The sequence below is a fragment of the Streptomyces sp. NPDC027189 genome (assembly GCF_055566975.1).
On the sequence record NZ_JBVHRI010000024.1, the window covers coordinates 14,197 to 38,926 of the forward strand.

Genomic DNA, 24,730 nt, shown 5'->3' on the forward strand with positions numbered 1-24,730 from the left:
CCACCCGGTTGTGCGGCTCAGGCGGCCGTCATCACGTGCTCGCTGCCCATGGGGCGGTGCGGGGCGATGATCTGGCCGTCCGGCAGGAGCTCACCGGTGTCCTCGAAGAGCAGAACGCCGTTGCACAGCAGGCTCCATCCCTGCTCCGGGTGGTGCGCCATGAGACGGGCGGACTCCCGGTCGGCTGATTCGGCTGACGGACACGGTGGCTGGTGCTGGCACATGGATGGGATCTTTCGCTGGGTTGAGATGTGAGTGATGGCTGTGGTGTCTGTCCCGCGGCTCGATGTGTTCATGGCCGCCCCCCGTTGGTGTGTGGTCTGGAACCCAGTGTTGCCCTACGGGCGTCAATCCGCAGGGATTTAGCGGCACCGCTTCTCACAGGTTGATGACGCATCACCCGCGCGGTCGGTTCATTCCAATTGCACTGTCCCTTCGGGTGGTTCGAGGTGGCCGAATGGGGCTAGTCCGGTCGGGGTGAGCAGCACGTTTTCCCTCGTACGAGCGGGGTGCGGCCCTAATGAGCACAGTGCCCCGCGGCCGAATGAACGGCGGCGGGGCACGGATGTTTCGCCTGTGCGGGACTTATGCCGGGACCTCCGCGGGGGAGCCCAGCAGCGGGGCACGCGTGACCCGGTGGGTGAGGACCGGCAGCAGTTCGGCGACGCGGTGCGGGCGGTGCGCGGCGATGCCGGGCGGGGCGGGCGCAAGCGGGACCAGGAGGTCGGTGGCGGCCGGGTGGCCGGTGGCGCCGTCCGCGGCGCAGTCGCCGTGCAGCCAGAGCGTGAGCATGTAGAGCTCGGGCACGGACAACAGGCGTGCCTGGTACGGCTGCTGCATGGTCTCGGCCTGGCGCAGGGCGCGTTCGGTGGCGGTGATGTACGGGCCCTCGAAGAAGCGCGAGAAGGCCCAGCCGTCAGGGGTCAGCATGGTGTCGGCTGCGGCCACCGAGCGGTCCCCGCAGCGGATCAGGAAACGCCACCCGGCGAGCCGGGTGGCGGAGGCGCCCGCGGGCGTGATCCGGTCCAGGACATGCACCGGCAGCGGGAGTTCGGGCGTGACGGGTCCCTGGGCCAGGCGCAGGGACGGAGTGCGCGCCTCGCGGACAGCGGTGGGGGAACCGAGTGCCGTGAGGACCGTGCGCAGGGCGGGCGCGGGAGCCGGGGGTACGTGCAGCGGCATGGTGGGTCGCCTCTCATTCGACAGGCACAGTGGCGCGAGGGCGGGGGCGGACGGCGCTGTCAGCTCTCGGGGTCAGAAGGGCGAGAGGTCTGGATCTGCCGACAGGATGTCGCTGCCGTACGTCATCTTGACGACACGACCTAGGACCGCGAGCGCCAACTCTCTGCCTCGTTTGCGGAGTTTATACGACACGTCTTCAGACGGTGTTTCGTCTACCCGTCCCGAATATGAAGAACAAGGCACTATTCGGTCGGCGAAACGCGAGGTTCATCCCGATTCCGCGGCGGCGTGCCGCGATGACCTCGGAATGCTTCGCCGAAGCGGTCGGCCGATTCTCGTCGGCGTTTTTCACGAGATCATGTCGGGCTGAAACTTGCACATTGCATCATGCCCCGTGAATGTGCCGCGGGTACCCGGGTACAGAGTAGCGGGCGGAGCGTGTGTCCAGGGCGTTATCGATCGCGTTGCCTGGGCATCATCCCCCGTGACCCGGGACGCCAGGGGCCGGAGCATCGGCCTGCCCATCCGAGGAGGGACACTTCGATGGGGGAGAAGGTCGTGGCAGGGCCGTTCGACCTGTCCGATCGGCAGCGCTACCGCGGCAAGCTCCGGCAGTGTCTGACGGGGCTGGAGCGGCTGCTGGAGGAGAAGCGGTTCGATCGTCCGCAGAATCTCATGGGGCTGGAGATCGAGCTGAATCTCGCAGGGCCCGACGGCATGCCCAGAATGATGAACGCGCAGGTACTCGAAAGGATTGCGAGCCGCGATTTCCAAACAGAACTCGCCATGTTCAACCTGGAAGTCAACATAGCCCCCCATCGATTGGGCGGCCGGGTATTCGACCGGCTCGCCGAGGAGCTGCGCACCTCACTCGGGTACGCCCATCGGAAAGCGAGCGAAGTCGACGCCGGAATCGTGATGATCGGCATTCTGCCGACCCTTGGCCAGAACGACCTGGTCTCCTCGAACTTGTCGGACGTCGACCGCTACACCCTGCTCAACGACCAGATCGTGGCCGCCCGCGGCGAGGACTTCGCCCTCGACATCGACGGTGTGGAGCGCCTTGTCTGTACGTCGAGGTCCATCGCGCCCGAAGCCGCCTGCACCTCCGTGCAGTTGCATCTGCAGGTCACCCCGGGCCGCTTCGCGGACGTGTGGAACGCGGCGCAGGCGGTGGCCGCCGCACAGATCGCGGTGGGCGCCAACTCGCCGTTCCTGTTCGGGCGTGAGCTGTGGCGCGAGTCGCGGCCCCCGCTGTTCCAGCAGTCCACCGACACCCGGCCGCCCGAGCTGCAGGCGCAGGGGGTCAGGCCGCGCACCTGGTTCGGCGAGCGGTGGATCTCGTCGGCGTACGACCTCTTCGAGGAGAACCTGCGCTTCTTCCCGCCCTTGCTGCCCATCTGCGACGACGAGGACCCAATCGGCGTCCTCGACGCGGGAGGCATCCCCAAGCTCGCCGAACTCGTGCTGCACAACGGCACGGTGTACCGGTGGAACCGGCCGGTGTACGGCATCGCCGACGGTGTCCCGCATCTGCGCGTCGAGAACCGGGTGCTGCCCGCGGGCCCCACCGTCACCGACGTCATCGCCAACGCGGCCTTCTACTACGGGCTCGTCCGCGCGCTGGCGGAGGAGGCGCGGCCCGTGTGGACGCGGTTGTCGTTCGAGTCCGCCGCCGCCAACTTCGACGCCGCCTGCCGCCATGGCATCGAGGCGCGTCTGGAGTGGCCGCGGCGCGGCCGGTACGGCGGGACCGTGCGGGTGGACGCCGTGAACCTGGTCCGCGACGAGCTGCTGCCGCTCGCCGCCGCCGGGCTGGACGCGTGGGGTGTCGAGCCCGCCGACCGGGACCTCTTCCTGGGCGTTGTCGAGGACCGGTGCCGGTTGCGGGTCAATGGCGCGAGTTGGCAGGCGGCCACCTTCCACCGGGCCGTGGAGAAGGGGCTCGGGAGGGATGCCGCGCTGGCCGCGACGACCCGGCGGTACGGCGAGCTGATGCACCTCGGGGAGCCGGTGCACACCTGGCCGGTGGGGCTGCCGGAGCCGGTTCCGCTCGGGTGAGGGGCGTTCGTACGGGCGTCGGCCCTGGTTGTCCGCCTCCCTGGGGCGTCAGCTCTGACTGCCCGCCTCCACGATCGCCTTGAGGATCACCGAGTGGATCTGTGACGGGTCGTTGACCTGGTGGCCCGAGCCGCCGGTCGCCTTGGCGATCTGGTCGACCTCCTCCTTGTCGGTGTCCGGGCCCACCGCGATCGCGATCAGCGGTACCGGGCGCTGCGGGTCGGTGAGCTTCTGGAGCTGGGCGACGAGGCTGGAGCGCGAGATGCTGCCCGGGTCCTGGTTGACACCGTCGGTGAGGACGACCAGGGCGTTGAACTTCCCCTTCACATAGGAGGAGATGGCCGCCTGGTATGCGGCCAGCGTGGTGTCGTACAGACCCGTCGCCCCGCCCGGGACGGGCTCCAGGGAGCTGAAGGCCGCCGACAGTGTGTCCCGCTGGGTGCCGGTGCCCTTGCGGTCGCCGAGGCGTTCCGTCGGCACGAGCACGCGGTAGTCCTTGTCGCCGTCGAGCTTCGTGGAGAACTTCCACAGCCCGATCTCGTCCTCGGGCGTGAAGGTGGCCAGGGCTTGGAGCAGGGATGCCTTGGTGACGTCCATACGGGACTGGTCGGTGCCCGGCACCGGCTCGGACATGGACGCGGAGGCGTCGACGACCGTGGTGATCCGGGCGCTCTGCACCGTGATCGTCCACATGCCGAGGGTCTCCTGGAGGGCCTTCGCCGACGCGGGTTCGGCCGAGGCCTGGGCGTACGGCTGCGGGGAGCGCCCGCCGGCCTCGGTGACCAGCGCGTCCGAGGCGGTTGTGGCGTCCGTGCGGAAGCCGTGCTTCTGGAGGATCTTCTGGGGCCCCGACTCGCCCAGCAGCGTCATGAAGCGCAGGGCGGCGCGACTCTGGTCGGTGCTCAGCCGTGGCTCGTCGACCAGCGTGAACGGGTAGTCGAGCTGGGGCGATCCGTCCTTGGGGTAGAAGAGGTCGAGTCCGTCGCCGCCGTCGGCCGAGGCATTGTGCGCGAACGCCGCCTGCTCGGAGAGGATCAGCGCCTGGTTGCGCTTCGGATTGCCCTGCTCGGTGCCGGAGGAGTCGCGGGGGAGTGTGTCCAGGACCTGGCTGTCGCTGTCGGAGGTGCGCTGCGAGAGGGCTTTCGCCATGGCGGCCGCCTGGGTGTCGCCGCCCTTGGTCCGCGCCGCGGCGGTGCTGAGCTGCGTCAGCGCGAGCAGGCCGGTCGCACTGCGCGTCGGGTCGGCCGCGCCGAGTTTCAGTCGGTCGCTCGTCATCGTCGCGCCGGCCAACTCGGTCCAGGTGTACGTCTTCTCGGGCCAGCCCAGGGACTTCGCGGCCGACGGGACCATGGCGACGCCGACCGGTGAGTAGGCGACGTTGCCCGCGTTGGTCACCTCGGTCGCCGTGCTGTCCGCGCCGGCGCGCTGCACCCACACGTCGGAGTCCGGCACCCACACCTGAACGTCGGACGTCTTGCCCGACCGGAGCGTGTCGGTGAACTTGTACGACTCGCGCGCGGTCACGCTGACGTCGAGGCAACGGCCGTCGGAGGTGATGTTGTTCTTGCGGGCGAGATCGGCGGTGGCCCTGAGGGCGGGCGCCACGTCCGGCGACGCGGCGACCTCGAGGTGCACGGCGTCGTCCTGGCAGGAGCCGCCGAAGGAGGGCAGGCCACCGTGGACGGCGGCCGCCGTGCCCGCTGCGACCGTGAGTACGAGCACCGTCGCGATGGCCACGTTGCGGCGGCGCGCGCGGGGTCGGGGGTCGGCGGCGCCCGCCCGATGCTCGTCGGGCAAGCTGTGACGTCCCATGACGGTAGTGCCCCTCCCTGTTGAGCCTTGAGCCGTGAGACAGCCGTAAGGCAGGCAAGGGGGAGGTACGCCCCGTACGGCGCCCGTCCCCCCAACGGCCTGTCGCGCACGATCTTCGTAACTTCTTTCGAGACCCTAGCGGGGCGAAGATGGGGATGAGGCGGGATTACTCAACTGGAGGCGGGAGTGCAGGTGGAGGCGGGGTCGGTGGCCGATTCTTTTCCGACGGAGCGGCTGACACGACGGATTTTCCGGGACGAGACGCTGCTCGTCCTGGGGCTCTCGCTCGGTGCGAGCGGGGTGTCCGCGCTGATCAGCTTTGTCGGATCGGTCACCAAACCGGGGGGTCTCAAGGACCAGGCGGCCACCCTGAACGCCTCGGCCGCGCCGGGTCGGCCCTGGCTTGATCTGGCCTGGCAGTTGTTCGGAATCGCGTCGGCTCTGGTGCCGGTCGCGCTGGTCGCGCACTTCCTGCTGCGGGAGGGGCAGGGGCTGCGCGTGATCGGTTTCGACCGCGCGCGGCCGTGGCCGGACCTCGGGCGCGGGGCGGTCATCGCGGCGGTGATCGGCAGCACGGGCATCGCCTTCTATCTGGCGGCCCGCGGGCTCGGCTTCAACCTCACCGTGGTGCCGGAGGCGCTGCCCGACGTGTGGTGGAAGTACCCGGTGCTGATCCTGTCGGCCGTACAGAACGCCGTGCTGGAGGAGGTCATCGTCGTCGGGTATCTGCTGCGCCGGCTCGGCCAGTTGGGCTGGACGCCGGGCACCGCCCTGGTGGCGAGCTCGGTGCTGCGCGGCTCGTACCACCTCTACCAGGGCATCGGCGGCTTCATCGGCAACATGGCGATGGGTGTGGTCTTCGTCTTCCTGTACCGGCGTTGGGGACGGGTGGGCCCGCTCGTGGTCGCGCACTCGCTGCTCGACATCGGAGCGTTCGTGGGCTACGCGCTGCTGGCGGGGAAGGTGGGATGGCTGCCGACGGCGTGAGGGGCTCGAGCGGTGTGAGCAGGACTCAGGGGCGTACGACACTCTCGTACGCCCCCTTTGTGTGCCGCGCAGCTCATCGCTGCCGGCGCGGCGGACGCTATGCGAGCAGGTCGCCCTCGATGACCGTGACCGCCCGGCCGGTGAGCAGGGTGCGGTCGCCGCGCAGTTGCGTGCGGACCAGGCCGGAGCGCGGGGAGGCCTGCAGGCCCGTGAGATCGGGGCGGCCGAGGCGCTCGGACCAGTAGGGGGCGAGGGCCGTGTGGGCGCTGCCGGTGACCGGGTCCTCGTCGATGCCGACATTGGGGAAGAAGCAGCGGGAGACGAAGTCGTAGCCCCGGGAAGGGTCTTCGGCGCGAGCGGTCGTGATGATGCCGCGCTCGGAGTACTGCGCGAGCGCCTTGTGGTCCGGCGCGAGGCCCAGGACTGTCTTCTCGTCGGCGACTTCGATCACCAGGTCGCTGATGTTCGGGCCGGTGTCGAAGGCGGTCAGTGGCTCGGCGCCCAGCGCCTCGGCGACGCCGTCCGGGACCTCGACCGGGGTGAGCGGCGCGGTCGGGAAGTCCAGCGTGAGGGAACCGTCCTGGTGGGGTGTGGCGATGAGGACGCCGCTGAGCGTGGCGAAACGTACAGGTCCCTCGTGGGCGCCCGTGGTGTGCAGCACGTGCGCGGTGGCCAGCGTCGCGTGCCCGCACATCGCGACCTCGGTAACGGGCGTGAACCAGCGCAGCGCCCAGTCGGCATCGCCGCCCTCCGGAAGTCGGCGGGCGAACGCCGTTTCGGCGTGGTTGACCTCAAGGGCCACGTTCTGGAGCCAGGCGTCCTCCGGGAACGTGTCGAGGAGCATGACACCGGCAGGGTTGCCGGAGAAGGGGCGGTCGGTGAAGGCGTCGACGATTCGAATCCGCATGACGCGACGCTAGCCGCGCCGCAAAGCCACCGGCCAAGGCCAATTCCCGGGAGCTGGACTGGTCGTCGCCCCAACCGGGCCGGCTGTCTCCTGGCAGCAGCAGCCGCACGAGAGGATCGACCGCGGCGTCGGCGTCGGCGGTGACCGGCGAACCTCAGCTGGTTGTGACAAGTGACCGGGCTTCATCGGTGAACGGGTGCCACCGGCCGAGCTCGCTCGCGCGCGGCCCGCACGAGCTCCCTCTCCACCGGTGACACGCAGGAGTCCCGCTCCCGAATCGCGGCATCCACGCCTTGCGCGCCCGCCGTCATCCAGTCCCAGGCGGCCTCCAGCGACCATGCGCCGTCATCTCCCATGGTCCCGGGTCTGATCCGGACTCTCGGCCCTGCCCAGCCTTCGGGGGTTGCCATGGCCGCGCTTCCGATATATCGTTGACGCATCGCGACCGATCAACGATGGAATGGAGTGATTGCGATGCGTTCCCGTGGACAAGACTTCGGATACGAACACGGACATGGACACCACGGCGGGCCCGGCCATCGAGGTCGGGGCGGCTTCGAGGGACGGCGTGGGGCCTTCGGGCCCTTCGGGCCGGGTGGCCCCGGCGGTCCCGGCTTCGGTGGCGGTCCCGGCTTCGGCCCGGGCCCCTGGGGCGGGCGCGGCGGCCGGGGCGGACCCCGGGGGCGGGCGCGGCGCGGCGACGTGCGCGCGTCGATCCTGGCCCTGCTCAAGGACCGGCCCATGCATGGTTACGAGATGATCCAGGAGATCGCCGAGCGCAGCGGCGGGGCATGGAAGCCCAGCCCGGGTTCGGTCTACCCGACCCTTCAGCTGCTGGAGGACGAGGGCCTGATCACCAGCGAGGCCGAGGGCGGCAAGAAGCTGTTCTCGCTCACCGAGTCGGGCCGCAGTGCGGCCGACGAGGGTCCCGACGCGCCGTGGGAAGAGGCCGGGCGCGGGGTCGACTGGGAGACGCTGCACGAGATCCGGCAGGCCGGCTTCGGCCTCATGGAGGCCTTCGGTCAGGTCTGGAAGACCGGCAGCAAGGACCAGCGCGACAAGGCGGTGGCGGTCATCAACGAAGCCCGCAAGAAGCTGTACCTGATCCTCGCCGACGAGGACTGACGGCGTGCTGTGGTACCTGACGGCGCCCCGCGGAAGCGTTTCCGCGGGGCGCCTTTCCGCGTACGGCACCGCGGGGTGCCGCTCCGGGGCGGGCGGCGGTGTGCGAGGCTCAGGTGACCAGTCCGGCCAGCTTGCGCAGCGACTCGTTGAGGGCGGCCGTCGCCGAGTCCTTGAGCTTGCCCGCCATCAGCGAGACGGCGGCGCCGGTGAACTCCCCGTCGATCCGCACGGACGTGGCGTCGCCGTCGGGGGTCAGGGTGTACCGCGTGGCGACGTTCACCGCCATCGGGCCCTTGCCTCGGATGGCCAGGGTGCGGGCGGTTTCCAGCTCCTCGATGGTCCAGTTGACCTCGGCCGGGAAGCCCATCAGCTTCATGTTCTCCTCGAAGGTGCCGCCGACCTCCAGTGACGCGGGGCCGCCCTTCGGGAAGCTGGTGTGGGTCGAGTTCCACTCGCCGTACGAGGAGAAGTCCGTGAGTTGCGCCCAGACCTTCTCGGCAGGCGCCTCTATGCGAGCTTCCGCGCTGACTTCGGCCATGCGACCACCTCTTCGTGTCGGGCTACGGTGTCGCGGAACGTAGCCGCAGGGCCCGGAACATTCAATACTGATGAACTGTCAGAAATTGTGTAGGAGGCGGGGGGCGGTGCGAGGAGGCGGCTGCGGGATGGTGCGGCGGGGTCGTGCTCACAGGGGGCAGCCCACCCGTCGTGTCACCGCCGCGTCGAACAGGTCCCATGCCCGCGGGTGGGGACCCTCCTCGTGGCAGTGCAACGCCTCCCAGAACAGGTGGGCGAGCAGCGCGTTCTCGGGGGCGTACACCCGGTACACGTACTGCCGGCCGTCGATCGCAGGCAGGGTCACCAGCCGGCACCTGCTCTCCATGCCGCGAGGGGCGAGCGCCGGAGCGACGTGGTTGCGTGCGGGGCGCGAAGCAAGGCGGCGCGCGCCCCAGAGGGGAATCGGCGCGAAGTCATCCGCAAGGAGGAGAACTTGCCCACGGATGCCCACCCTGTGTCGGACGTCAAAATGCTGCCAGCCGGGGATGACCTGGCTCGCAAAGACTGATGGGGTAGGGGTTGTGCCATCCCGTATTCCCCAGCAGTCCGCCGCCGAGAGCGGCCCGAACCGAACGGAAGTCGAAGCCGGGCTCAGTGCCGAGCTGGCTTCGGTGGTCTCCGGCGCGCGCAGGAGGGCGCTGCGGGACGGGGACCGGCAGATCGACACGGCCCATCTGCTGCACTCGCTGCTGGAGTCCGACCCCCAGGTGCGCGCCGTCTTCGACGGCGGGCCGCAGGTCGCCCGGCTGCTCGGCTACCTCGTGCAGCGCAGCATCGGCTACGGGCTGCGCTGGCAGAGCACGGTCGAGGACTCCGGTGCCGTGCCCGTGGTCGCCGAGGCGGGCTGGTCCCCGATGGCGGCCGGTGCCATGGAGGACGCGTACGAGCGCGCGGTACTGCGGGGCGACGAGCGGGCCCGCGGTCTCGATCTGCTCGCGGCGGTCGTCACCGATCCCCAGTCGCGGGCGGTCGAGGTTCTCGGACGCGCGGGAGTCGACGCCCGGGTGCTTTTGGAGCGCATTGAGACCGGGTTCGAGGAGTACGCCGCGCCAGGCGACGGCGGCTGCTGAGTGGAGGGCCGGCAGGGGCTGAGTTCGGGGGGAGCCGGGGGCTGAGCCCGGCGGAGAGCCGCCGGCTCAGGCCGGGGAGAGTTGCCCGCTGAGCCTGGGCAGAGCCGCCCGCTGAGACCAGGGAGAGTCGCCCGCTCAGCCGGGGGACCCCCGCTGAGGCCAGGGAGAGTTGCCCGGTCAGACCGGGGGAGCCGCCCGCTGAGGCCAGGGAGAGTCGCCCGCTCAGCCGGGGATCCCCCCGCTGAGGCCAGGGAGAGTTGCCCGGTCAGACCGGGGGGAGCCGCCCGCTGAGGTCGGACGAAGGCGGCAGACCTCGAAGTCGAGTCGTCGCGGCCACGTCCAGCCGTTGAGACAGGTGTCATTGGGGATGACGCTCATGTCATCGCCTGTCATCATGTGCCGGTGCATACGTCTCAGGGCAGTCAGGGCAACCGTGGAAGGGGCGTCGGCCTGGGCCTCGCGCTCGCGTCGGCGATCGCCTTCGGCGGATCGGGTGTCGCGGCCAAGCCGCTGATCGAGGCGGGTCTCGACCCGCTCCACGTGGTGTGGCTGCGTGTAACGGGTGCCGCGCTGGTGATGCTGCCGCTGGCGGTACGCCACCGGGCACTGCTGCGACAGCGTCCCGCGCTACTCGCCGGGTTCGGGCTGCTCGGTGTGGCCGGCGTCCAGGCCTGCTACTTCGCCGCGATCTCCCGTATCCCCGTCGGCGTCGCGCTGCTCGTCGAGTACCTCGCACCCGCGCTCGTGCTCGGCTGGGTGCGCTTCGTGCAGCGCCGGCCCGTGACGCGCGCAGCGGCCCTCGGGGTCGTCCTCGCGGTCGGGGGACTCGCGTGTGTGGTCGAGGTGTGGTCCGGGCTGAGCTTCGACGCCGTGGGACTGGTCCTCGCGCTGGGCGCCGCCTGCTGTCAGGTCGGCTACTTCGTCCTGTCCGACCAGGGCAGCGACGCGGGCGAGGCGGCGCCGGACCCGCTCGGCGTGATCGCGTACGGGCTGCTCGTCGGCGCCCTCGTGCTGACGGTCATCGCGCGGCCCTGGACCATGGACTGGTCCGTGCTCGGGGGCAGCGCGGACATGAACGGGACGTCTGTGCTCGCCGCGCTGCTCCTCGGCTGGATCGTGCTGATCGCGACCGTCGTCGCGTACGGCACCGGAGTGCTCTCGGTGCGCAGGCTCTCTCCGCAGGTCGCGGGCGTCGTGGCCTGCCTCGAAGCGGTGATCGCGACCGTCCTCGCCTGGGTGCTCCTCGGCGAGCATCTCTCGGCACCGCAGATCATCGGGGGCTCGGTGGTGCTGCTCGGCGCGTTCATCGCCCAGTCGTCGGCGCCCGCGAAGCCGTCGGACGGCCCCGTCGCGAGTGGCGGGAGCGACCTCGAACGGGAGTTGTCGGCCCACGGAACCGCAGCGTAGGGTGCTGATCGTGCCTTCGACGCTCGTTCTTCCGCCTCCGGCCGCCTGAGGCGGGCCCTCCGGAATCCACGCCCAGCCCTGAGCCGGGCGGGACGGTGCTGCCCGCAGAAGAAGTCCGAGGACCTTTCCGTACGCCCCCTGCCCGTCGGCATGGGCTGCGACGTGGTCCCTTCCTGAGCTTCTGCGTATCTGCGGAGAGAACACGTGTCGAACACTGCATCCTGCCTGCCCACCGGGCGAGGCCTCCTCTATCTGATCGTCGCCGGTGCCGCCTGGGGCACCGCGGGCGCTGCCGCGTCACTGGTCTACCGGGCCAGCGACATGGGGCCCATCGCCCTCTCCTTCTGGCGCTGCGCGGGCGGACTCGCGCTGCTGCTCGCCATGCGGCTGCGGCGCCGGGGACGGGTCGCGCCCGCCGTCCGTGAGCCGCTCGGTCGCAAGGCCCTGCGGATCGGCGGCACGGGTTTCGGGCTCACCGTCTTCCAGACCGCCTACTTCGCGGCCGTCGAGGCGACCGGCCTCGCGGTGGCGACCGTCGTCACTCTGGGCGCCGGGCCCGTGCTCATCGCGCTCGGCGCGCGGCTGACCATGGGGGAGCGACTCGGGCGCGGCGGGAGTGCTGCCGTCGCCGGGGCGCTCGCCGGGCTCGGGGTACTGGTGCTGGGCAGCGGGGGTGCGACCGTGCGCCCCTGGGGTGTCCTGCTCGCCGTCGTGTCCGCGGCCGGGTACTGCACGATGACGCTGCTCACCCGGTGGTGGGGGCGCGACGGCCGGGCCGACGGGTCCGGCACGACGGTGTGGGCGTTCGCCGTCACCACCGTCTGCCTGCTTCCGCTCGGCGTGGCCGAGGGGCTGGTCCCGCACGCCACCCAACCGGTGCACGTCCTGGCCCTGTTGGTGTACATCGCCGCCATCCCCACCGCTCTGGCCTATGCCCTGTTCTTCGCGGGCGCGGCCGTCGTCCGTTCCGCGACCGTCTCCGTGATCATGCTCCTGGAGCCGGTGAGCGCGGCCGTACTGGCCGTTGGGCTGCTGGGTGAACGCCTGACCGTGGCCACGCTCGCGGGCACCTTGCTGATGCTGGGTTCGGTCACGGGGCTCGCGCTGGCGGAGACGCGGGACGCGGGGGGCAGCGGGCGCACAGCACCCGAGAAGGAAACGGCGCTCGTCTGAGGAGCCGGGTGCGGGCTCACCGTGGCCTGCACCCCTGAGCTCATCCGGGTTGGCGGATTTCGCCCGCTCCGCCCCTGCCCTCCCCAAGCTCTCGGCTTCGCTCGAGCAGGGAGGACCCCCATCGTCCCTGGGGCTCCGCCCCAGACCCCCGTATCGCGCTGATTGCTCGTCCTCAAATGCCGGAGGGCTGAAATCATTCAGCCCCTCCGGCATCACGGAGTCGACAGATAGTCGGGCAGCTCGATGCCGGGGGCCAGGTCGTCCGCCGGGATCGGGGCGCCGTACCCCTTGGCCAGCGGGAGGACTCCGGTCCAGTGGGGGAGCGAGAGGTCCTCGGGCTCGTCGTTCGGACCGCCGGTGCGCAGCTTCGCGGAGACCTCGTTCAGGTCGAGGCGGATCACGGCGGTGGCGGCGAGTTCTTTGGCGTTGGCGGGGCGCGAGTCGTGCGCGCGGCCGGGGACGACTTGGTCGACCAGCGCGTCCAGCGCCTCGCGCTTCTCGTCCGGGTCCGTCACCTGGTGGGCGACGCCGTGCACCACCACGGAGCGGTAGTTGATCGAGTGGTGGAAGGCCGAACGGGCCAGGACCAGGCCGTCGACATGGGTCACGGTCAGGCAGACCGGCAGCCCGGGATCGGCCTGGCCGGTCATCCGCAGCGGGCGCGAACCCGTCGAGCCGTGCACGTAGAGGCGCTCGCCGACGCGTCCGTACAGCGTGGGCAGCACGACCGGCGCGCCGTCGCGGACGAAGCCGAGGTGGCAGACGTATCCCTCGTCGAGTATCGCGTGCACCATCTCGCGGTCGTACGCGGCACGGTCTTTGGAGCGGGTGGGGACGGTGCGGTCCGTCGGGGCATAGGCAGCGGGCTGCGTCGTCCCAGGCAGGGTGCTCGTCTCCGGCATTGCTTTCTCCATTGCACTAGTGCATAATCTGCTTTGTGCTAGGAGAATACCGGATCGAAGGGCGTCGCGCAGCCGAGATTGCCGCGAGCGTCGAGCGCGCGGTGGGGTCGGGAGACCTGGAGCCGGGTCAACTGCTGCCGCCGATGCGGGAGTTGGCCGAGCGGCTCGGCGTGAATCCGAATACGGTCGCCGCTGCCTATCGCACGCTGCGTGAGCGTGGGGTGATCGAGACCGCGGGTCGACGGGGCAGCCGGGTGCGCTCCAAGCCCGCCACCACGGGGCGCGAGTACATCCGGGTCGAGGTGCCGGAGGGGGCGCGGGACGTGGCCGACGGCAATCCTGATCGCGCGCTGCTGCCCGGTCTCGCCGAGGCATTCGCGGCGGCGGCACAGTGGTCGGACCGCGAGCCCGTCATGTACGGGGAGGCCGCCGTCGAACCGGAGTTGGAGCGGCTCGCGCGCGCCGACCTCGATGCGGACGGTGTGCCCGACGGACCCGTCGTCGTCACCTCCGGATCGCTCGACGCCATTGAGCGCGTCCTTGTGGTCCATCTCAAACCCGGGGACGCCGTCGCCGTCGAGGACCCCGGCTGGGGCAGCCTGCTCGACCTCGCCCCGGCGCTCGGGCTGCGCACGGTCGGTGTCGGCGTCGACGACGAGGGCCCGCTCCCCGACGACGTACGCCGTGCGCTGGAGGCCGGAGCACGGGCGCTGATCGTCACCGACCGGGCGCAGAACCCGACCGGTGCCGCGGTGAGCGCCACACGCGCGCGTGCCCTGCGGTCCGTGCTCAAGGCGTACCCGGAGACCCTGCTCATCGAGGACGACCACGGGCATCGGATCGTCGACCTGCCTCTGCACCCCCTGGCCGGGGTCACGCACAGCTGGGCCCTCGTGCGCTCCGTCGCCAAGGCGTACGGCCCCGACCTGCGGCTCGCCGTGCTCACCGGGGACCCCGTCACCGTCGACCATGTGCACGGCCGGCAGCGGCTCGGGCCCGGCTGGGTGAGCCATCTGCTCCAGCGGGCCGTCGTCCACCTGTGGACGTCGGGTGCCGTGGACGCCGAAGCGGTGGCGGCCGCGTACGGGCGACGCCGCGAAGCGCTGATCGACGCCCTGAAGGAGCGCGGCATCGAGGCGTACGGGCGCAGCGGGATGAACGTGTGGATCCCCGTCCCGGACGAGACGGGGGCGGTCGCACGGCTGCTGCACTCCGGCTGGGCGGTGGCGCCCGGGGCGCGCTTCCGGATGGGTGCTCCGCCGGCCGTCCGGATCACTGTCTCGACCCTCGCGCCGGGCGACATCGAGCCGCTGGCGGACGCCGTCGCCTCCGCCGTCGGCCCGGCGCCCGCACGTCGTTACGTGTGAGTCAGCGGCGCGTCTTCGCCTGGGTGAGCGCCGCGCCCGCGAGGACGATCACCGCGCCGACCGGAGTCGACCAGGTGAGCGACTCGCCGAGGATCGCGACGCCCGCGGCGGTGGCTATCACCGGGATGAAGTACGTGACCATCTGGGCCGTCGTCGGGCCGACCTCGGCGACGATGCCGTACTGGACGAGCATGGCCAGGCCCGTGCCGAGGGCCCCCAGGGCGGCGATCGCGAGCAGCGGCACCACCGGGAAATGGCTCGGCATCGTGGTGAACAGCGGGGTCACGACCGCCAGTTGTGCGGTGGCCAGCAGCAGCTGGGCGCCGGTCATCGACAGGTGCGAGTGACCGGTGCCGGCCAGGGTGCGGCGGACGTAGATCCAGCCGATCGGGTAGCTCAGCGACGCCAGCAGGGCCATCGCCGTGCCCGTGGCGTCCAGGCCGTGGAAGCCCTGCCAGACGCCGAGGACCGTCAGCACGCCGAGGAAGCCGATGCCGAGGCCGGCCACCCTGAGGCGGGTCGGCCGGTCCTCCGAGAGAGCGACCAGGGACAGGGCCATGCCCCACAGCGGCGAAGTCGCGTTGCAGATCCCCGCGAGCGTCGACGGGATCGTCAGCTCGGAGTAGGCGAAGAGCGAGAACGGCAGCGCGTTCAGCAGGAAGGCCGCGACCGCGAGATGCCCCCAGGTGCGCGCACCGCGTGGCAGCCGCTCCCGCTTCACCACCATCGCCGCCGCGAGCACCGCGGTCCCGAACAGCAGCCTCCCGAAGGTGACTTGGAAGGGTGCGTAGCCCTCCGTACCGACCTTGATGAGGAGAAAGCTGAAGCCCCAGATCAGGGAGAGCGCGCCGAAGCGGATCCGCCAGTCGAGAGCGGTACGGCGGTGTGGAGTCGGGGTCGCGGCGGCGGGGGTGGGACGGCTCGTGACGGTGCTCATGGTCGTAACGATGAAGCATGTGATCTCGTAGCACAAGCGAGATTTTTCGAGCGGTATCTCGTAGCATTGCTTACATGTTGAATCTGGAGCGCCTGCGCACACTCGACGCCCTGGCCCGGCACGGCTCGGTGAGCGGCGCGGCCGAGGGGCTGCACGTGACGACGTCGGCCGTATCCCAGCAGATGTCCAAGCTGGAGCGCGAGGTCGGGCAGCAGCTGCTCGCCAAGAACGGCAGGGGCGTGCGCCTCACCGACGCCGGGCGGCTGCTCGCCGACCATGCCGCGCGGATCCTGTCGCAGGTCGAGCTCGCCCAGTCCGACCTGGAGGCCCAGCGCGGTCGGGTGGTGGGTGAGTTGCGGCTGTCGGCGTTCCCGACCGCCGCGCGCGGGCTGTTTCCCGCCGCGCTCGCCGCTCTGCGTGCCGATCATCCCGGGCTGCGGGTGCGCTCCTGCGAGCTGGAGCCGGAAGCCGGCGTCGCCGGGGTGGTGCGCGGCGACCTCGACCTGGCGGTCGTGCTCGACTGGTACAACAAGCCGATGCCGCTGCCCGACGGCCTGGTGAAGGCGTCGATCCTCGACGACCCGGCCGATGTGGCGATGCCGGTCGGGCACCGGCTCGCGGACCGAGAGGAGGTGGACCTCGGTGATTTCGCCGACGACGAGTGGATCACCTGGGGCGAGGGCGAGTTCTGCCACGAATGGCTGATGTTCACGCTGCGCTCCAAGGGCGTCGAACCGCACATCGGGCATCGCGCGGCGGAGACGCACACCCAACTCGGCCTGGTCGCCGCGGGGCTCGGGGTGTGCGTGGCTCCGCTGCTCGGGCGCCATCCGATGCCCGAGGGAGTGGTCACGGTGCCGGTGCGGCAGCGCGTACGGCGCCATGTGTACGTCGTGTGGCGGGCCGACGCCGACCGCCGACCGTCGATCAGGGCGGCGGTGGACGCCTTGCGCAGGGCCGGTGAGGGCGTCAAGTGAGCTGCGGAGTCAGCCGAGTTGCAGCGTCAGCTGAATCGCGGAGTCAAGTGCGCTACAGGGGAGGCAGTTTCCGGAAGTCCCACGAAGCGATCGCCTCGGGTGTCAGTCGTGCCCAGGCGTGGCGGCCGTCGTGCGGCATCTCCTGCAGGCCGAAATTCTTGCGCGCGAACAGGGTCTCCGGGACGTCGAGTTCGGCGCACAGCTCCCCGGTGCGCGGGACCTCCCCCACGAACTCCACCGTGCCGGACAGCTCGACGCCGCACAGCTCCCCGTACTCCTCGCCCGAGTCGATCACCACGGCGACGCGTGGGTCGCGGCGCAGCTCCGCCCAGCGCTTGCTGCGCACCACGGAGTACAGCCACAACGAGGTCCCGTCCCAGGCGAACCAGAGGGCGCTCACATGCGGGGCGCCGTCCTTCGACACGGTCGCGACGCGGCAGGTGCGCTGGGTGGTGAGGAACTCGTCCAGTTCGCCGGGAGTCATCATGATCTTCCGGCCTCTGCGCTGAGTGACGGCCATGCGGTCCCCTCTTCTTCGCGTCGGCCCTCGTCCGGGCCGACAGAGATCCTCTGACATCGCGTCAGAAAAGCATGGGCCGTCTTCCGTCCCCACGCAATGGTCGTTACGCTCGCCCGCTCCGACCTCCGACGACAAGGGGAGCCATGCCGTCGTACGAACAGCTCAGTGAACTCCTCGACCCCGCCGCCACGGTGCTGCTCACCGTCGAGTGCCAGCAGGGTGTCGTGGGCCAGGACAGCGCGCTGCCCGAACTCGCCAAGGAGGCACGGTCGTCGGGGGCGCTCACCAACGTCGCCCGACTGGTGGCCGCCGCGCACGAGGGCGGGGTGCAGGTCGTCCACGCGATCGCCGAGCGGCGCCCGGACGGCCGGGGCGCCAACCGCAACGCCCGGCTGTTCCGCGCGGCCGAGCGGCTGCCCGTGCAGCAGTTGACGGGGACCACGGCCGTGCGGATCGTGCCGCCCATCGAGGTCGCCGAGGAGGACTTCGTCGTACGCCGACTGCACGGCCTCTCGCCGATCGCGGGCACCGACGTCGATCCGCTGCTGCGCAACCTGGGCTGCCGCACCCTCGTGGTGACCGGTGTCTCGGCCAACGTAGCCATCCCCAATGCCGTGTTCGACGCCGTCAACCGTGGCTACACCGCCGTGGTGCCCGCGGACGCCATCGCGGGGGTGCCCTCCGACTACACCCCCGCGATGATCCGCAACACGCTCGCCCTGGTCGCCACCATCACAGCGACCGACGACGTGCTGGCGTGCTTCAAGCGACCGCGCCGCTGAAGTCCCCAGGGGGCACGCGAGCCTGACCGCTGAGGTCCACAGGGATGATCACGCGAGCTTGACCGCTGAAGTCCCCGGGGATCACGCCAGCGTGATCGAGTCGCCGTCGACGGTGATCTTGGCGGCGGCCAGCGCGCTGGTCGCGGGTCCCTTCTTCACGCTGCCGTCGGCGGCGGAGAACTGGCTGCCGTGGCAGGGGCAGCTGATCACGCCGTTCGAGATGCCCTTCACCGCGCAGCCCTGGTGGGTGCACTTGGACGAGAAGGCCTTGAACGTCCCCGCGGTCGGCTGGGTGACCACCACACCCTGGTCGGCGAAGACCTTGCCGCCGCCCTCCGGGATGTCGCTGGTCTTGGCGAGGACAGTGGCGCCGGCGTTCCCGGCCGCGCCGTTGTCGCCGCCTCCGGAGCCGCCCCCGCTCACCTCGGTGGAACCGGACGACTTCTTGTCGTCCGACCCGCACGCGGTCAGCGCGACGGCGAGCCCCGCCGCGCCGACCGCCGCCACGACGGTACGGCGGGCCGGAGCCGAGACGGGCTGAAGCGATTCGCTGGTCATGCTGACTTTCCCTTCAACGAACGTGAGGATGATCCGTACAGGAGTACGGCCTGCCCCTGCGCCCTGTTCAGGGGGTTGGCGACTTCTTGGCCAAATCGACAGCAGTTCGACAGCATGTACGGCCCCATCGGGATCCGGGCGCGGCGGGCGCACACGGGGCGCGTCCGTCGGCCGTGGTCACCCCAGTAGCCTGGGGCGATGCTCAAGGAAGTCATCGCGACCCGCTACATCACGCCCCTGCGTGAGGGCGGCTCGCTGCCGGGACTCGTCGAGGCCGACGATCTCGGAATGTACGTCATGAAGTTCACCGGCGCCGGACAGGGGCGCAAGACGCTCGTGGCGGAGGTCGTCTGCGGTGAACTCGCCCGCCGGCTGGGCCTGCGCGTACCCGGTCTGGTGACGATCGACCTGGACCCGGTCATGGGACTCGGCGAGCCGGACCAGGAGGTCCAGGAGCTGCTGAAGTCGAGCGGCGGGCTGAACCTCGGGATGGACTTCCTCTCCCGCGCGATCGGCTTCGACTCACTCGCTTTCGACGTGAGCCCCGAGGAGGCCGGCCGGATCGTCTGGTTCGACGCGCTCGTCAACAACGTCGACCGCTCCTGGCGCAACCCCAACCTGCTGGTCCGAAGCGGCGACCTGTGGCTCATCGACCACGGCGCCACGATGATCTGGCACCACCACTGGCCCGGCGCGGGGGCCTCCGCCGCCAAGCCGTACGACGCCTCCGACCACGCGCTCGCGCCCTTCGGGCCGGACATCGCCGCGGCCGCCGCCGAGCTGGCGCCGCTGGTCACCGAAGAACTGCTCGCCGAGGTGACCGCCGAGATTCCCGAGGAGTGGCTGGCCGATGAGCCCGGCTTCGACTCGACCGACGCGCTGCGCCGCGCCTATGCGCAACCGCTCCTGGCGCGCGCCACCGTCATCCACGAACGCATCAAGGGCATCGAGGGGGACAAATGAGCGAGCGGGACGTCTTCGAGTACGCGCTGCTGCGCGTGGTGCCGCGCGTCGAGCGCGGCGAGTGTTTCAACGCGGGCGTACTGGTGTACTGCCGCGCCAAGTCCTTTGTCGCGGCGCGGACACATCTGGACGAAACCAAGCTGCGGGCGCTGGACCCGGAGGCGGACGTGGCGGGCGTACTGGCCGCGCTGCGTGCCGTCGAAGGGGTCTGCGCCGGAGGAGAAGCGGCTGGTCAGGCGGCCCATGATGACGCCGGGCGGCGTTTTCGCTGGCTGATCGCGCCCCGCTCGACGGTCGTCCAGCCGGGGCCCGTGCACACCGGACTCACCGCCGATCCGGTGACCGAGGCCGAGCGGTTGCTCGACCTGCTGGTCAGGTAATGGATCACACGCACGCGGTGTGCCGTTGACACCGGGTGCCAGGGCTTCTAGCGTCACGTCTGCTGAAGGTACTAAGCGGTCGCTCACCAGAGGGGCGTACCGTGAGCCGCAGGCTTTTCAGGACCGCCGAGGCGTCCGCGAGGGTGCCAAGGTTGCCGAGACGGGCCATCCACAGGCTTTCCGACAGGCTTTTCCAAGGGCGAGGAGAACCAGCAATGTCCACCACTGAGCAGCGCGTCGCCGTAGTGACCGGTGCCGCGCGCGGCATCGGCGCCGCGACCGCCGTACGACTGGCCGCGGAGGGCCGCGCCGTCGCGGTGATCGACCTCGACGAGGCCGCGTGCAAGGACACCGTGGAGAAGATCACCGCCGCCGGTGGCAAGGCCATCGCGGTCGGCTGCGACGTCTCCGACGAGGCCCAGGTCGAGGCCGCCGTCGCGCGGGTCGCCGAGGAGCTCGGTGCGCCGACGATCCTGGTGAACAACGCGGGCGTGCTCCGCGACAACCTGCTCTTCAAGATGAGCGCGTCCGACTGGGACACGGTCATGAACGTGCACCTGCGCGGCTCCTTCCTGATGACGCGAGCCGTCCAGAAGTACATGGTGGACGCCAAGTTCGGCCGGATCGTCAACCTGTCCTCGTCCTCGGCGCTCGGCAACCGCGGCCAGGTGAACTACTCCGCCGCCAAGGCCGGTCTGCAGGGCTTCACCAAGACGCTCGCGTTCGAGCTCGGCAAGTTCGGCGTCACCGCGAACGCCGTCGCGCCCGGCTTCATCGTCACCGACATGACCGCCGCCACCGCGGCCCGCGTCGGCATGGGCTTCGAGGAGTTCCAGGCCGCCGCCGCCACGCAGATCCCCGTGCAGCGCGTCGGCAACCCCGACGACATCGCCAACGCGATCGCCTTCTTCACCGGCGAGGCTGCCGGATTCGTCTCCGGCCAGGTGCTGTACGTGGCCGGCGGGCCGCTCAACTAAGGCCGGAGGACACGGACATGACCACACTTCCCGAACTCTCGGGCAAGGTCGCGCTCATCACGGGCGCGAGCCGCGGCATTGGCTACGGCATCGCGGAGGCCCTGGTCGCCCGCGGCGATCGGGTCTGCATCACCGGCCGCAACGAGGACGCGCTGAAGGAGGCCGTCGAGGCGCTGGGCTCCGACCGTGTCATCGGCGTCGCCGGCAAGGCCCACGACGAGGCCCACCAGGCCATCGCCGTCGAGCGCACCATGGAGGCCTTCGGGCGCGTCGACTTCCTGGTCAACAACGCCGGTACGAACCCGGTGTTCGGGCCGATCGCCGAGCTGGACCTCAATGTGGCGCGCAAGGTCTTCGAGACCAATGTCGTCTCGGCGCTCGGCTTCGCCCAGCAGACCTGGAAGGCCTGGCAGAGCGAGAACGGCGGTGCGATCGTCAACATCGCCTCCGTCGCGGGCCTCGCTCCCTCGCCGTTCATCGGCGCGTACGGCATCAGCAAGGCCGCCATGATCAACCTGACCGTGCAGCTGGCGCACGAGTTCGCGCCCAAGGTGCGGGTCAACGCCATCGCGCCCGCCGTGGTGAAGACCAAGTTCGCCGCGGCCCTGTACGAGGGCCGCGAGGCGCAGGCGGCCGCGGGCTACCCGCTCGGCCGGCTCGGCGTGCCCTCCGACATCGGGGGCGCCGCCGCGTTCCTCACCTCGCAGCAGGCGGACTGGGTCACCGGCCAGACGCTCGTGGTCGACGGCGGCAAGTTCCTGAACGCCGGAGTCGAGTAACCCGCGCGTTGTGGCGAGTTGACAAAAACCACGACGGCGTCGACCGAGATCGACTTCGACGAAGGCTTCGGCAACGGGTTCATAGAAGTCTGACAACGTAGTCACATCCGTGCTGATCAAGTGCCCTGCCGGGAATGTGGTTCCACCGGCAGGGCACTGCGGTATGGTCTGCCGACCCTTGGTAAGGCAGATCGAGGAGCGCGCGCGTGTTCAACCGGAACCGATGTCTACGGCAACTGGCGGCGGCTACGTCCATAACCCTGGTGGCCGGGTGCGGCGTACTGTCCTCGGGATCGTCCGACGACAAGGGGCCGATCGTCGTGGGTACCACCAGTGCGCCGAGCACGCTGGACCCGGCCGCCTCCTGGGACGGCTCCTGGGAGCTGTTCCGCAACATCTACCAGACGCTGCTCAGCTACCCCAACGGCGCGGTCACGCCCCAGCCCGACGCGGCCAAGAACTGCGAATTCACGGACCGGTCCAATCGTGCGTACCGCTGCGTGCTCCGCCCGAACATGAAGTTCTCCGACGGAGACACGCTCGACGCCCGGGCCGTCAAGCACTCCATCGACCGCATCAAGAAGATCGCGGTCCGCGGTGGTCCGGCGGGCCTGCTCGGCAGCCTCGACCGGGTCCAGGCACTGGGTGACCGCGAGGTCGTCTTCCACCTCAACAAGCCGGACGCCACCTTCCCCTTCGTCCTGGCCACCCCCGCCATGTCGATCGTCGACCCCAACGAATACCCCGCCGACGCCCTGCGCACGGACGGCAAGGTCTTCGGATCCGGGCCGTACACCCTCCAGTCCTACGAGGAGGGCAAGAAGGCCGAACTGGTCAGGAACGACCACTACGACGGCTTCGCCCAGCGCAAGAACGACGCGGTCACCATCCGCTACTTCCCGGACTCGGCCCAGATGGTCGAAGCGCTCAGGAACAAGAAGATCGACGTCACCTACCGCGGGCTCGCAGCATCGGACATCGTCGAGCTCCAGGGGCACGACTCCCAGAAGGACATCCAGCTCCTCGAAGGCGCCGGCACCGAAATCAGCTACCTGGTGTTCAACCCGAAGGACCCATGGGCCGGGAAGCTCGCGGTCCGCAAGGCGATCGCCCAGGCCGTCGACCGGCCGGCCATCGTGCACAAGGTCTACAAGGACACCGTCGACCCGTTGTACTCCATGGTCCCCGCGGGCCTGATCGGGCACAGCGCCGGGTTTTTCGACGACTACGGGGCACCCAGTTCGTCCAAGGCCCGCAAGATCCTCCTGGAGGCGGGCATCAAGGAGCCCGTCCCGCTCACGCTCTGGTACACGACCGACCGCTACGGTTCCGAGACCGCCCCGGAGTTCCGGGAGCTCAAGAGTCAGCTCGAGGGCTCCGGCCTGTTCCGCGTCACGCTGAAGAGCCGCCCCTGGAAGACGTACGAGGCGGGCTATCGCAAGGGCGAGTACCCGGTGTTCGGTCGCGGCTGGTTCCCCGACTTCCCGGACGCCGAGAACTTCATCGCACCCTTCGTGGGCGATCAGAACGCCCTCGGTACGCCCTATCCGGCCCCGCGGATCACGAACAACCTGCTGCCGGAGTCGCGCCGTCAGAGCGACCGCAGCGCCGTGGTCAAGGAGTTCGAGGAGGCCCAGCAGATCCTCGTCGACGACGCCAGGCTGCTGCCGCTGTGGCAGGGCAAGCAGTACGTGGCCGCGAGCGAGGATATCTCGGGCGGCGAGCGGGCCCTGGACCCGTCGACGATCATGGCGATGTGGGAGCTGCACCGCAAAACCAGCTGGTAGCGCACGGCTGGACCGGCCGTGCGGGAGCGGGACCGGAGCCGGTTGTCAGTGGGCGACGGTAGGTTCTGTGGTCTGGAAGTGACCGCACATCGGAGGAAGTTGACGTGACCGATATCGCCATGCTGCCCGAGTCCTGGCGCGGCGTCCTGGGCGAGGAGCTGCAGCAGCCCTACTTCAAGGAACTCACCGAGTTCGTCGAGGAGGAGCGCGCGAAGGGTCCCGTCTACCCTCCGCGGGAGGAGGTCTTCGCCGCGCTCGACGCGACGCCGTACGAGCGGGTGAAGGTGCTCGTCCTCGGTCAGGACCCCTACCACGGCGAGGGCCAGGGACACGGCCTGTGCTTCTCGGTCCGCCCGGGGGTGAAGACCCCGCCCTCGCTCCGCAACATCTACAAGGAGATGAAGGAGGAGCTGGGCACCTCGATCCCGGACAACGGCTATCTGATGCCGTGGGCCGAGCAGGGTGTGCTGCTGCTGAACGCGGTGCTGACCGTGCGCTCCGGCGAGGCCAACTCGCACAAGGGCAAGGGCTGGGAGAAGTTCACGGACGCGGTGATCCGCGCCGTGGCCGACCGGCCCGACCCGGCCGTCTTCGTGCTGTGGGGCAACTACGCGCAGAAGAAGCTCCCGCTGATCGACGAGGAGCGGCACGTGGTGGTGAAGGGGGCGCACCCCTCGCCGCTGTCGGCGAAGAAGTTCTTCGGTTCGCGTCCGTTCACGCAGATCAATGAGGCGGTGGCCCGGCAGGGTCACGAGCCCATCGATTGGCAGATCCCGGACCTGGGCTGACATCACCGCCGCTGGGCCCGACCGTCACCGGCCTGGCCCAGCGGTGCACGGGGGCGCCTGAGCGTGATTGTCAGTGCCGCGGGCTAGCGTCGTGAAGGACAGCGACGAGCCTGGAGGACGCGGTGGCGGAGCAACAGGAGCAGGCGGCGCCGGACGCCATGATGACCCGGATCGGGCAGGTCGTCATGCTGCACCACGGCGGTGACCGCGAGGAGGCTCGGGGTCGCTTCCTGGACCTGTGGGCGGAGATCGGCGAGGACGGCGACCCCCTGCACCGCTGCACACTGGCGCACTACATGGCCGACACACAGGACGATCCCTCGGACGAACTCGCCTGGGACCTACGGGCGTTGTCGGCGGCCGAGGAGCTCAGCGACGGGCAGGTCGCCGAGCACCACCAGTCGCTCGCGGTGCGCGCGTTCTACCCGTCGCTGCATCTGAACCTGGCCGCCGACTATCTGAAGCTCGGCCGCTCCGAGGCCGCCCGCAGCCATCTGGGCCGGGCCCGCGGGGCGGTCGGCGCCCTCGGGCACGACAGCTACGGGGACGGCGTCCGGGCGGCGATCGGCCGTCTCGAGCTGCGGCTCGACGGTGCCGGGGGATTGGGGGAGGTCCCCGGCCCCGACCGTCTCGGCGGGCCCGGAGGCGAGACCCTGGGACCGCCGAGACAGCGGCCCTAGCGTGTGCGTGCCGGCCGGCTGCCTCGGATCCGTGGCGGATCCGGCCGCACG

Annotated in this window: 26 protein-coding genes; 16 read left to right on the forward strand and 10 right to left on the reverse strand. The window is 70.3% G+C overall.

Annotated elements, in window-relative coordinates; all coding sequences use genetic code 11:
* Positions 1-17: 17 nt before the first annotated feature.
* The gene (locus tag ACZ4RZ_RS38475; RefSeq protein ID WP_467751803.1) at positions 18-224 is read right to left on the reverse strand and encodes a DUF5999 family protein; all 207 of its coding nucleotides are present in this window, start codon (positions 222-224) and stop codon (positions 18-20) included.
* A 361-nt stretch (positions 225-585) separates the two neighbouring features.
* Positions 586-1,182: a hypothetical protein gene (locus tag ACZ4RZ_RS38480; protein ID WP_467751805.1), complete on the reverse strand. Its 597-nt coding sequence runs from the start codon at positions 1,180-1,182 to the stop codon at positions 586-588.
* Between the two features lie 543 nt (positions 1,183-1,725).
* Here ACZ4RZ_RS38480 and ACZ4RZ_RS38485 point away from each other — a divergent pair.
* Entirely contained in the window at positions 1,726-3,243 is a 1,518-nt protein-coding gene (locus ACZ4RZ_RS38485; protein ID WP_467751807.1) for a glutamate-cysteine ligase family protein, read from the forward strand.
* 48 nt (positions 3,244-3,291) lie between these two features.
* Here ACZ4RZ_RS38485 and ACZ4RZ_RS38490 read toward each other — a convergent pair whose 3' ends face one another.
* Complete coding sequence (locus ACZ4RZ_RS38490; protein WP_467751809.1) at positions 3,292-5,055, reverse strand: substrate-binding and VWA domain-containing protein; 1,764 nt, start codon at positions 5,053-5,055, stop codon at positions 3,292-3,294.
* Between the two features lie 186 nt (positions 5,056-5,241).
* Here ACZ4RZ_RS38490 and ACZ4RZ_RS38495 point away from each other — a divergent pair, with 186 nt between their 5' ends.
* Positions 5,242-6,042, forward strand: coding sequence for a CPBP family intramembrane glutamic endopeptidase (locus tag ACZ4RZ_RS38495; protein ID WP_467751811.1), 801 nt, complete (start codon positions 5,242-5,244; stop codon positions 6,040-6,042).
* A 97-nt stretch (positions 6,043-6,139) separates the two neighbouring features.
* Here the strand turns inward: ACZ4RZ_RS38495 and ACZ4RZ_RS38500 are convergent, their stop codons facing one another.
* Positions 6,140-6,949 carry a PhzF family phenazine biosynthesis protein gene (locus ACZ4RZ_RS38500; RefSeq protein ID WP_467751813.1) on the reverse strand — a complete coding sequence of 270 codons (810 nt, stop codon included), beginning with the start codon at positions 6,947-6,949 and terminating at the stop codon, positions 6,140-6,142.
* 474 nt (positions 6,950-7,423) lie between these two features.
* Here ACZ4RZ_RS38500 and ACZ4RZ_RS38505 point away from each other — a divergent pair, with 474 nt between their 5' ends.
* On the forward strand, positions 7,424-8,074 hold the full coding sequence (locus ACZ4RZ_RS38505) for a PadR family transcriptional regulator (RefSeq protein WP_467751815.1): 651 nt from the start codon (positions 7,424-7,426) through the stop codon (positions 8,072-8,074).
* 109 nt (positions 8,075-8,183) lie between these two features.
* Here ACZ4RZ_RS38505 and ACZ4RZ_RS38510 read toward each other — a convergent pair whose 3' ends face one another.
* Both ACZ4RZ_RS38510 and ACZ4RZ_RS38515 read right to left on the reverse strand, forming a co-directional pair.
* Positions 8,184-8,612 (reverse strand): type II toxin-antitoxin system Rv0910 family toxin, encoded by a 429-nt coding sequence (locus tag ACZ4RZ_RS38510; protein WP_399080381.1) that lies wholly within the window; start codon positions 8,610-8,612, stop codon positions 8,184-8,186.
* A gap of 147 nt (positions 8,613-8,759) precedes the next feature.
* Positions 8,760-8,936 (reverse strand): hypothetical protein, encoded by a 177-nt coding sequence (locus ACZ4RZ_RS38515; protein ID WP_467751818.1) that lies wholly within the window; start codon positions 8,934-8,936, stop codon positions 8,760-8,762.
* 181 nt (positions 8,937-9,117) lie between these two features.
* Here ACZ4RZ_RS38515 and ACZ4RZ_RS38520 point away from each other — a divergent pair, with 181 nt between their 5' ends.
* The 3 genes from ACZ4RZ_RS38520 to ACZ4RZ_RS38530 all read left to right on the forward strand — a co-directional run bounded on the left by ACZ4RZ_RS38520 (position 9,118) and on the right by ACZ4RZ_RS38530 (position 12,282).
* A complete protein-coding gene (locus tag ACZ4RZ_RS38520) occupies positions 9,118-9,702 on the forward strand; it encodes a peptidase (RefSeq protein ID WP_467751819.1) in 585 nt (194 codons plus the stop codon).
* A gap of 396 nt (positions 9,703-10,098) precedes the next feature.
* Complete coding sequence (locus tag ACZ4RZ_RS38525) at positions 10,099-11,109, forward strand: EamA family transporter (RefSeq protein WP_467751821.1); 1,011 nt, start codon at positions 10,099-10,101, stop codon at positions 11,107-11,109.
* A gap of 204 nt (positions 11,110-11,313) precedes the next feature.
* Positions 11,314-12,282 carry a DMT family transporter gene (locus ACZ4RZ_RS38530; protein WP_467751823.1) on the forward strand — a complete coding sequence of 323 codons (969 nt, stop codon included), beginning with the start codon at positions 11,314-11,316 and terminating at the stop codon, positions 12,280-12,282.
* A gap of 212 nt (positions 12,283-12,494) precedes the next feature.
* Here the strand turns inward: ACZ4RZ_RS38530 and ACZ4RZ_RS38535 are convergent, their stop codons facing one another.
* On the reverse strand, positions 12,495-13,184 hold the full coding sequence (locus tag ACZ4RZ_RS38535) for a pyridoxamine 5'-phosphate oxidase family protein (protein WP_467751825.1): 690 nt from the start codon (positions 13,182-13,184) through the stop codon (positions 12,495-12,497).
* Positions 13,185-13,219: 35 nt separating this feature from the next.
* Here ACZ4RZ_RS38535 and ACZ4RZ_RS38540 point away from each other — a divergent pair, with 35 nt between their 5' ends.
* Complete coding sequence (locus ACZ4RZ_RS38540; protein WP_467751827.1) at positions 13,220-14,551, forward strand: aminotransferase class I/II-fold pyridoxal phosphate-dependent enzyme; 1,332 nt, start codon at positions 13,220-13,222, stop codon at positions 14,549-14,551.
* Position 14,552: 1 nt separating this feature from the next.
* Here the strand turns inward: ACZ4RZ_RS38540 and ACZ4RZ_RS38545 are convergent, their stop codons facing one another.
* Positions 14,553-15,488, reverse strand: coding sequence for a DMT family transporter (locus ACZ4RZ_RS38545; RefSeq protein WP_467751828.1), 936 nt, complete (start codon positions 15,486-15,488; stop codon positions 14,553-14,555).
* Positions 15,489-15,562: 74 nt separating this feature from the next.
* Between ACZ4RZ_RS38545 and ACZ4RZ_RS38550 the strand changes: the two genes are divergently transcribed.
* Positions 15,563-16,465, forward strand: a complete 903-nt coding sequence (locus ACZ4RZ_RS38550) for a LysR family transcriptional regulator (RefSeq protein ID WP_467751830.1) — start codon at positions 15,563-15,565, stop codon at positions 16,463-16,465.
* A gap of 52 nt (positions 16,466-16,517) precedes the next feature.
* On the opposite strand, the gene ACZ4RZ_RS38555 is transcribed toward ACZ4RZ_RS38550, so the two are convergent.
* Complete coding sequence (locus ACZ4RZ_RS38555) at positions 16,518-16,985, reverse strand: pyridoxamine 5'-phosphate oxidase family protein (RefSeq protein WP_467751831.1); 468 nt, start codon at positions 16,983-16,985, stop codon at positions 16,518-16,520.
* Positions 16,986-17,128: 143 nt separating this feature from the next.
* On the opposite strand from ACZ4RZ_RS38555, the gene ACZ4RZ_RS38560 reads away from it, so the two are divergent.
* On the forward strand, positions 17,129-17,767 hold the full coding sequence (locus ACZ4RZ_RS38560; RefSeq protein ID WP_467751833.1) for a cysteine hydrolase family protein: 639 nt from the start codon (positions 17,129-17,131) through the stop codon (positions 17,765-17,767).
* 81 nt (positions 17,768-17,848) lie between these two features.
* Here ACZ4RZ_RS38560 and ACZ4RZ_RS38565 read toward each other — a convergent pair whose 3' ends face one another.
* Positions 17,849-18,325 (reverse strand): Rieske (2Fe-2S) protein, encoded by a 477-nt coding sequence (locus tag ACZ4RZ_RS38565; protein ID WP_467751835.1) that lies wholly within the window; start codon positions 18,323-18,325, stop codon positions 17,849-17,851.
* Between the two features lie 198 nt (positions 18,326-18,523).
* Here ACZ4RZ_RS38565 and ACZ4RZ_RS38570 point away from each other — a divergent pair, with 198 nt between their 5' ends.
* The 7 genes from ACZ4RZ_RS38570 to ACZ4RZ_RS38600 all read left to right on the forward strand — a co-directional run bounded on the left by ACZ4RZ_RS38570 (position 18,524) and on the right by ACZ4RZ_RS38600 (position 24,679).
* Positions 18,524-19,288: a HipA family kinase gene (locus tag ACZ4RZ_RS38570; protein WP_467751837.1), complete on the forward strand. Its 765-nt coding sequence runs from the start codon at positions 18,524-18,526 to the stop codon at positions 19,286-19,288.
* A complete protein-coding gene (locus ACZ4RZ_RS38575; RefSeq protein WP_467751839.1) occupies positions 19,285-19,668 on the forward strand; it encodes a DUF3037 domain-containing protein in 384 nt (127 codons plus the stop codon). The genes ACZ4RZ_RS38570 and ACZ4RZ_RS38575 overlap by 4 nt, the downstream gene beginning before the upstream one ends.
* Positions 19,669-19,883: 215 nt before the next feature.
* Entirely contained in the window at positions 19,884-20,645 is a 762-nt protein-coding gene (gene fabG, locus ACZ4RZ_RS38580) for a 3-oxoacyl-ACP reductase FabG (protein ID WP_467751841.1), read from the forward strand.
* 17 nt (positions 20,646-20,662) lie between these two features.
* The gene (locus tag ACZ4RZ_RS38585; protein WP_467751843.1) at positions 20,663-21,424 is read left to right on the forward strand and encodes an SDR family oxidoreductase; all 762 of its coding nucleotides are present in this window, start codon (positions 20,663-20,665) and stop codon (positions 21,422-21,424) included.
* 206 nt (positions 21,425-21,630) lie between these two features.
* Complete coding sequence (locus ACZ4RZ_RS38590) at positions 21,631-23,211, forward strand: ABC transporter substrate-binding protein (RefSeq protein WP_467751845.1); 1,581 nt, start codon at positions 21,631-21,633, stop codon at positions 23,209-23,211.
* 104 nt (positions 23,212-23,315) lie between these two features.
* Positions 23,316-23,999: a uracil-DNA glycosylase gene (locus ACZ4RZ_RS38595; RefSeq protein WP_467751847.1), complete on the forward strand. Its 684-nt coding sequence runs from the start codon at positions 23,316-23,318 to the stop codon at positions 23,997-23,999.
* A 122-nt stretch (positions 24,000-24,121) separates the two neighbouring features.
* Positions 24,122-24,679, forward strand: coding sequence for a hypothetical protein (locus ACZ4RZ_RS38600; RefSeq protein WP_467751848.1), 558 nt, complete (start codon positions 24,122-24,124; stop codon positions 24,677-24,679).
* The last annotated feature ends 51 nt before the right edge of the window (positions 24,680-24,730 follow it).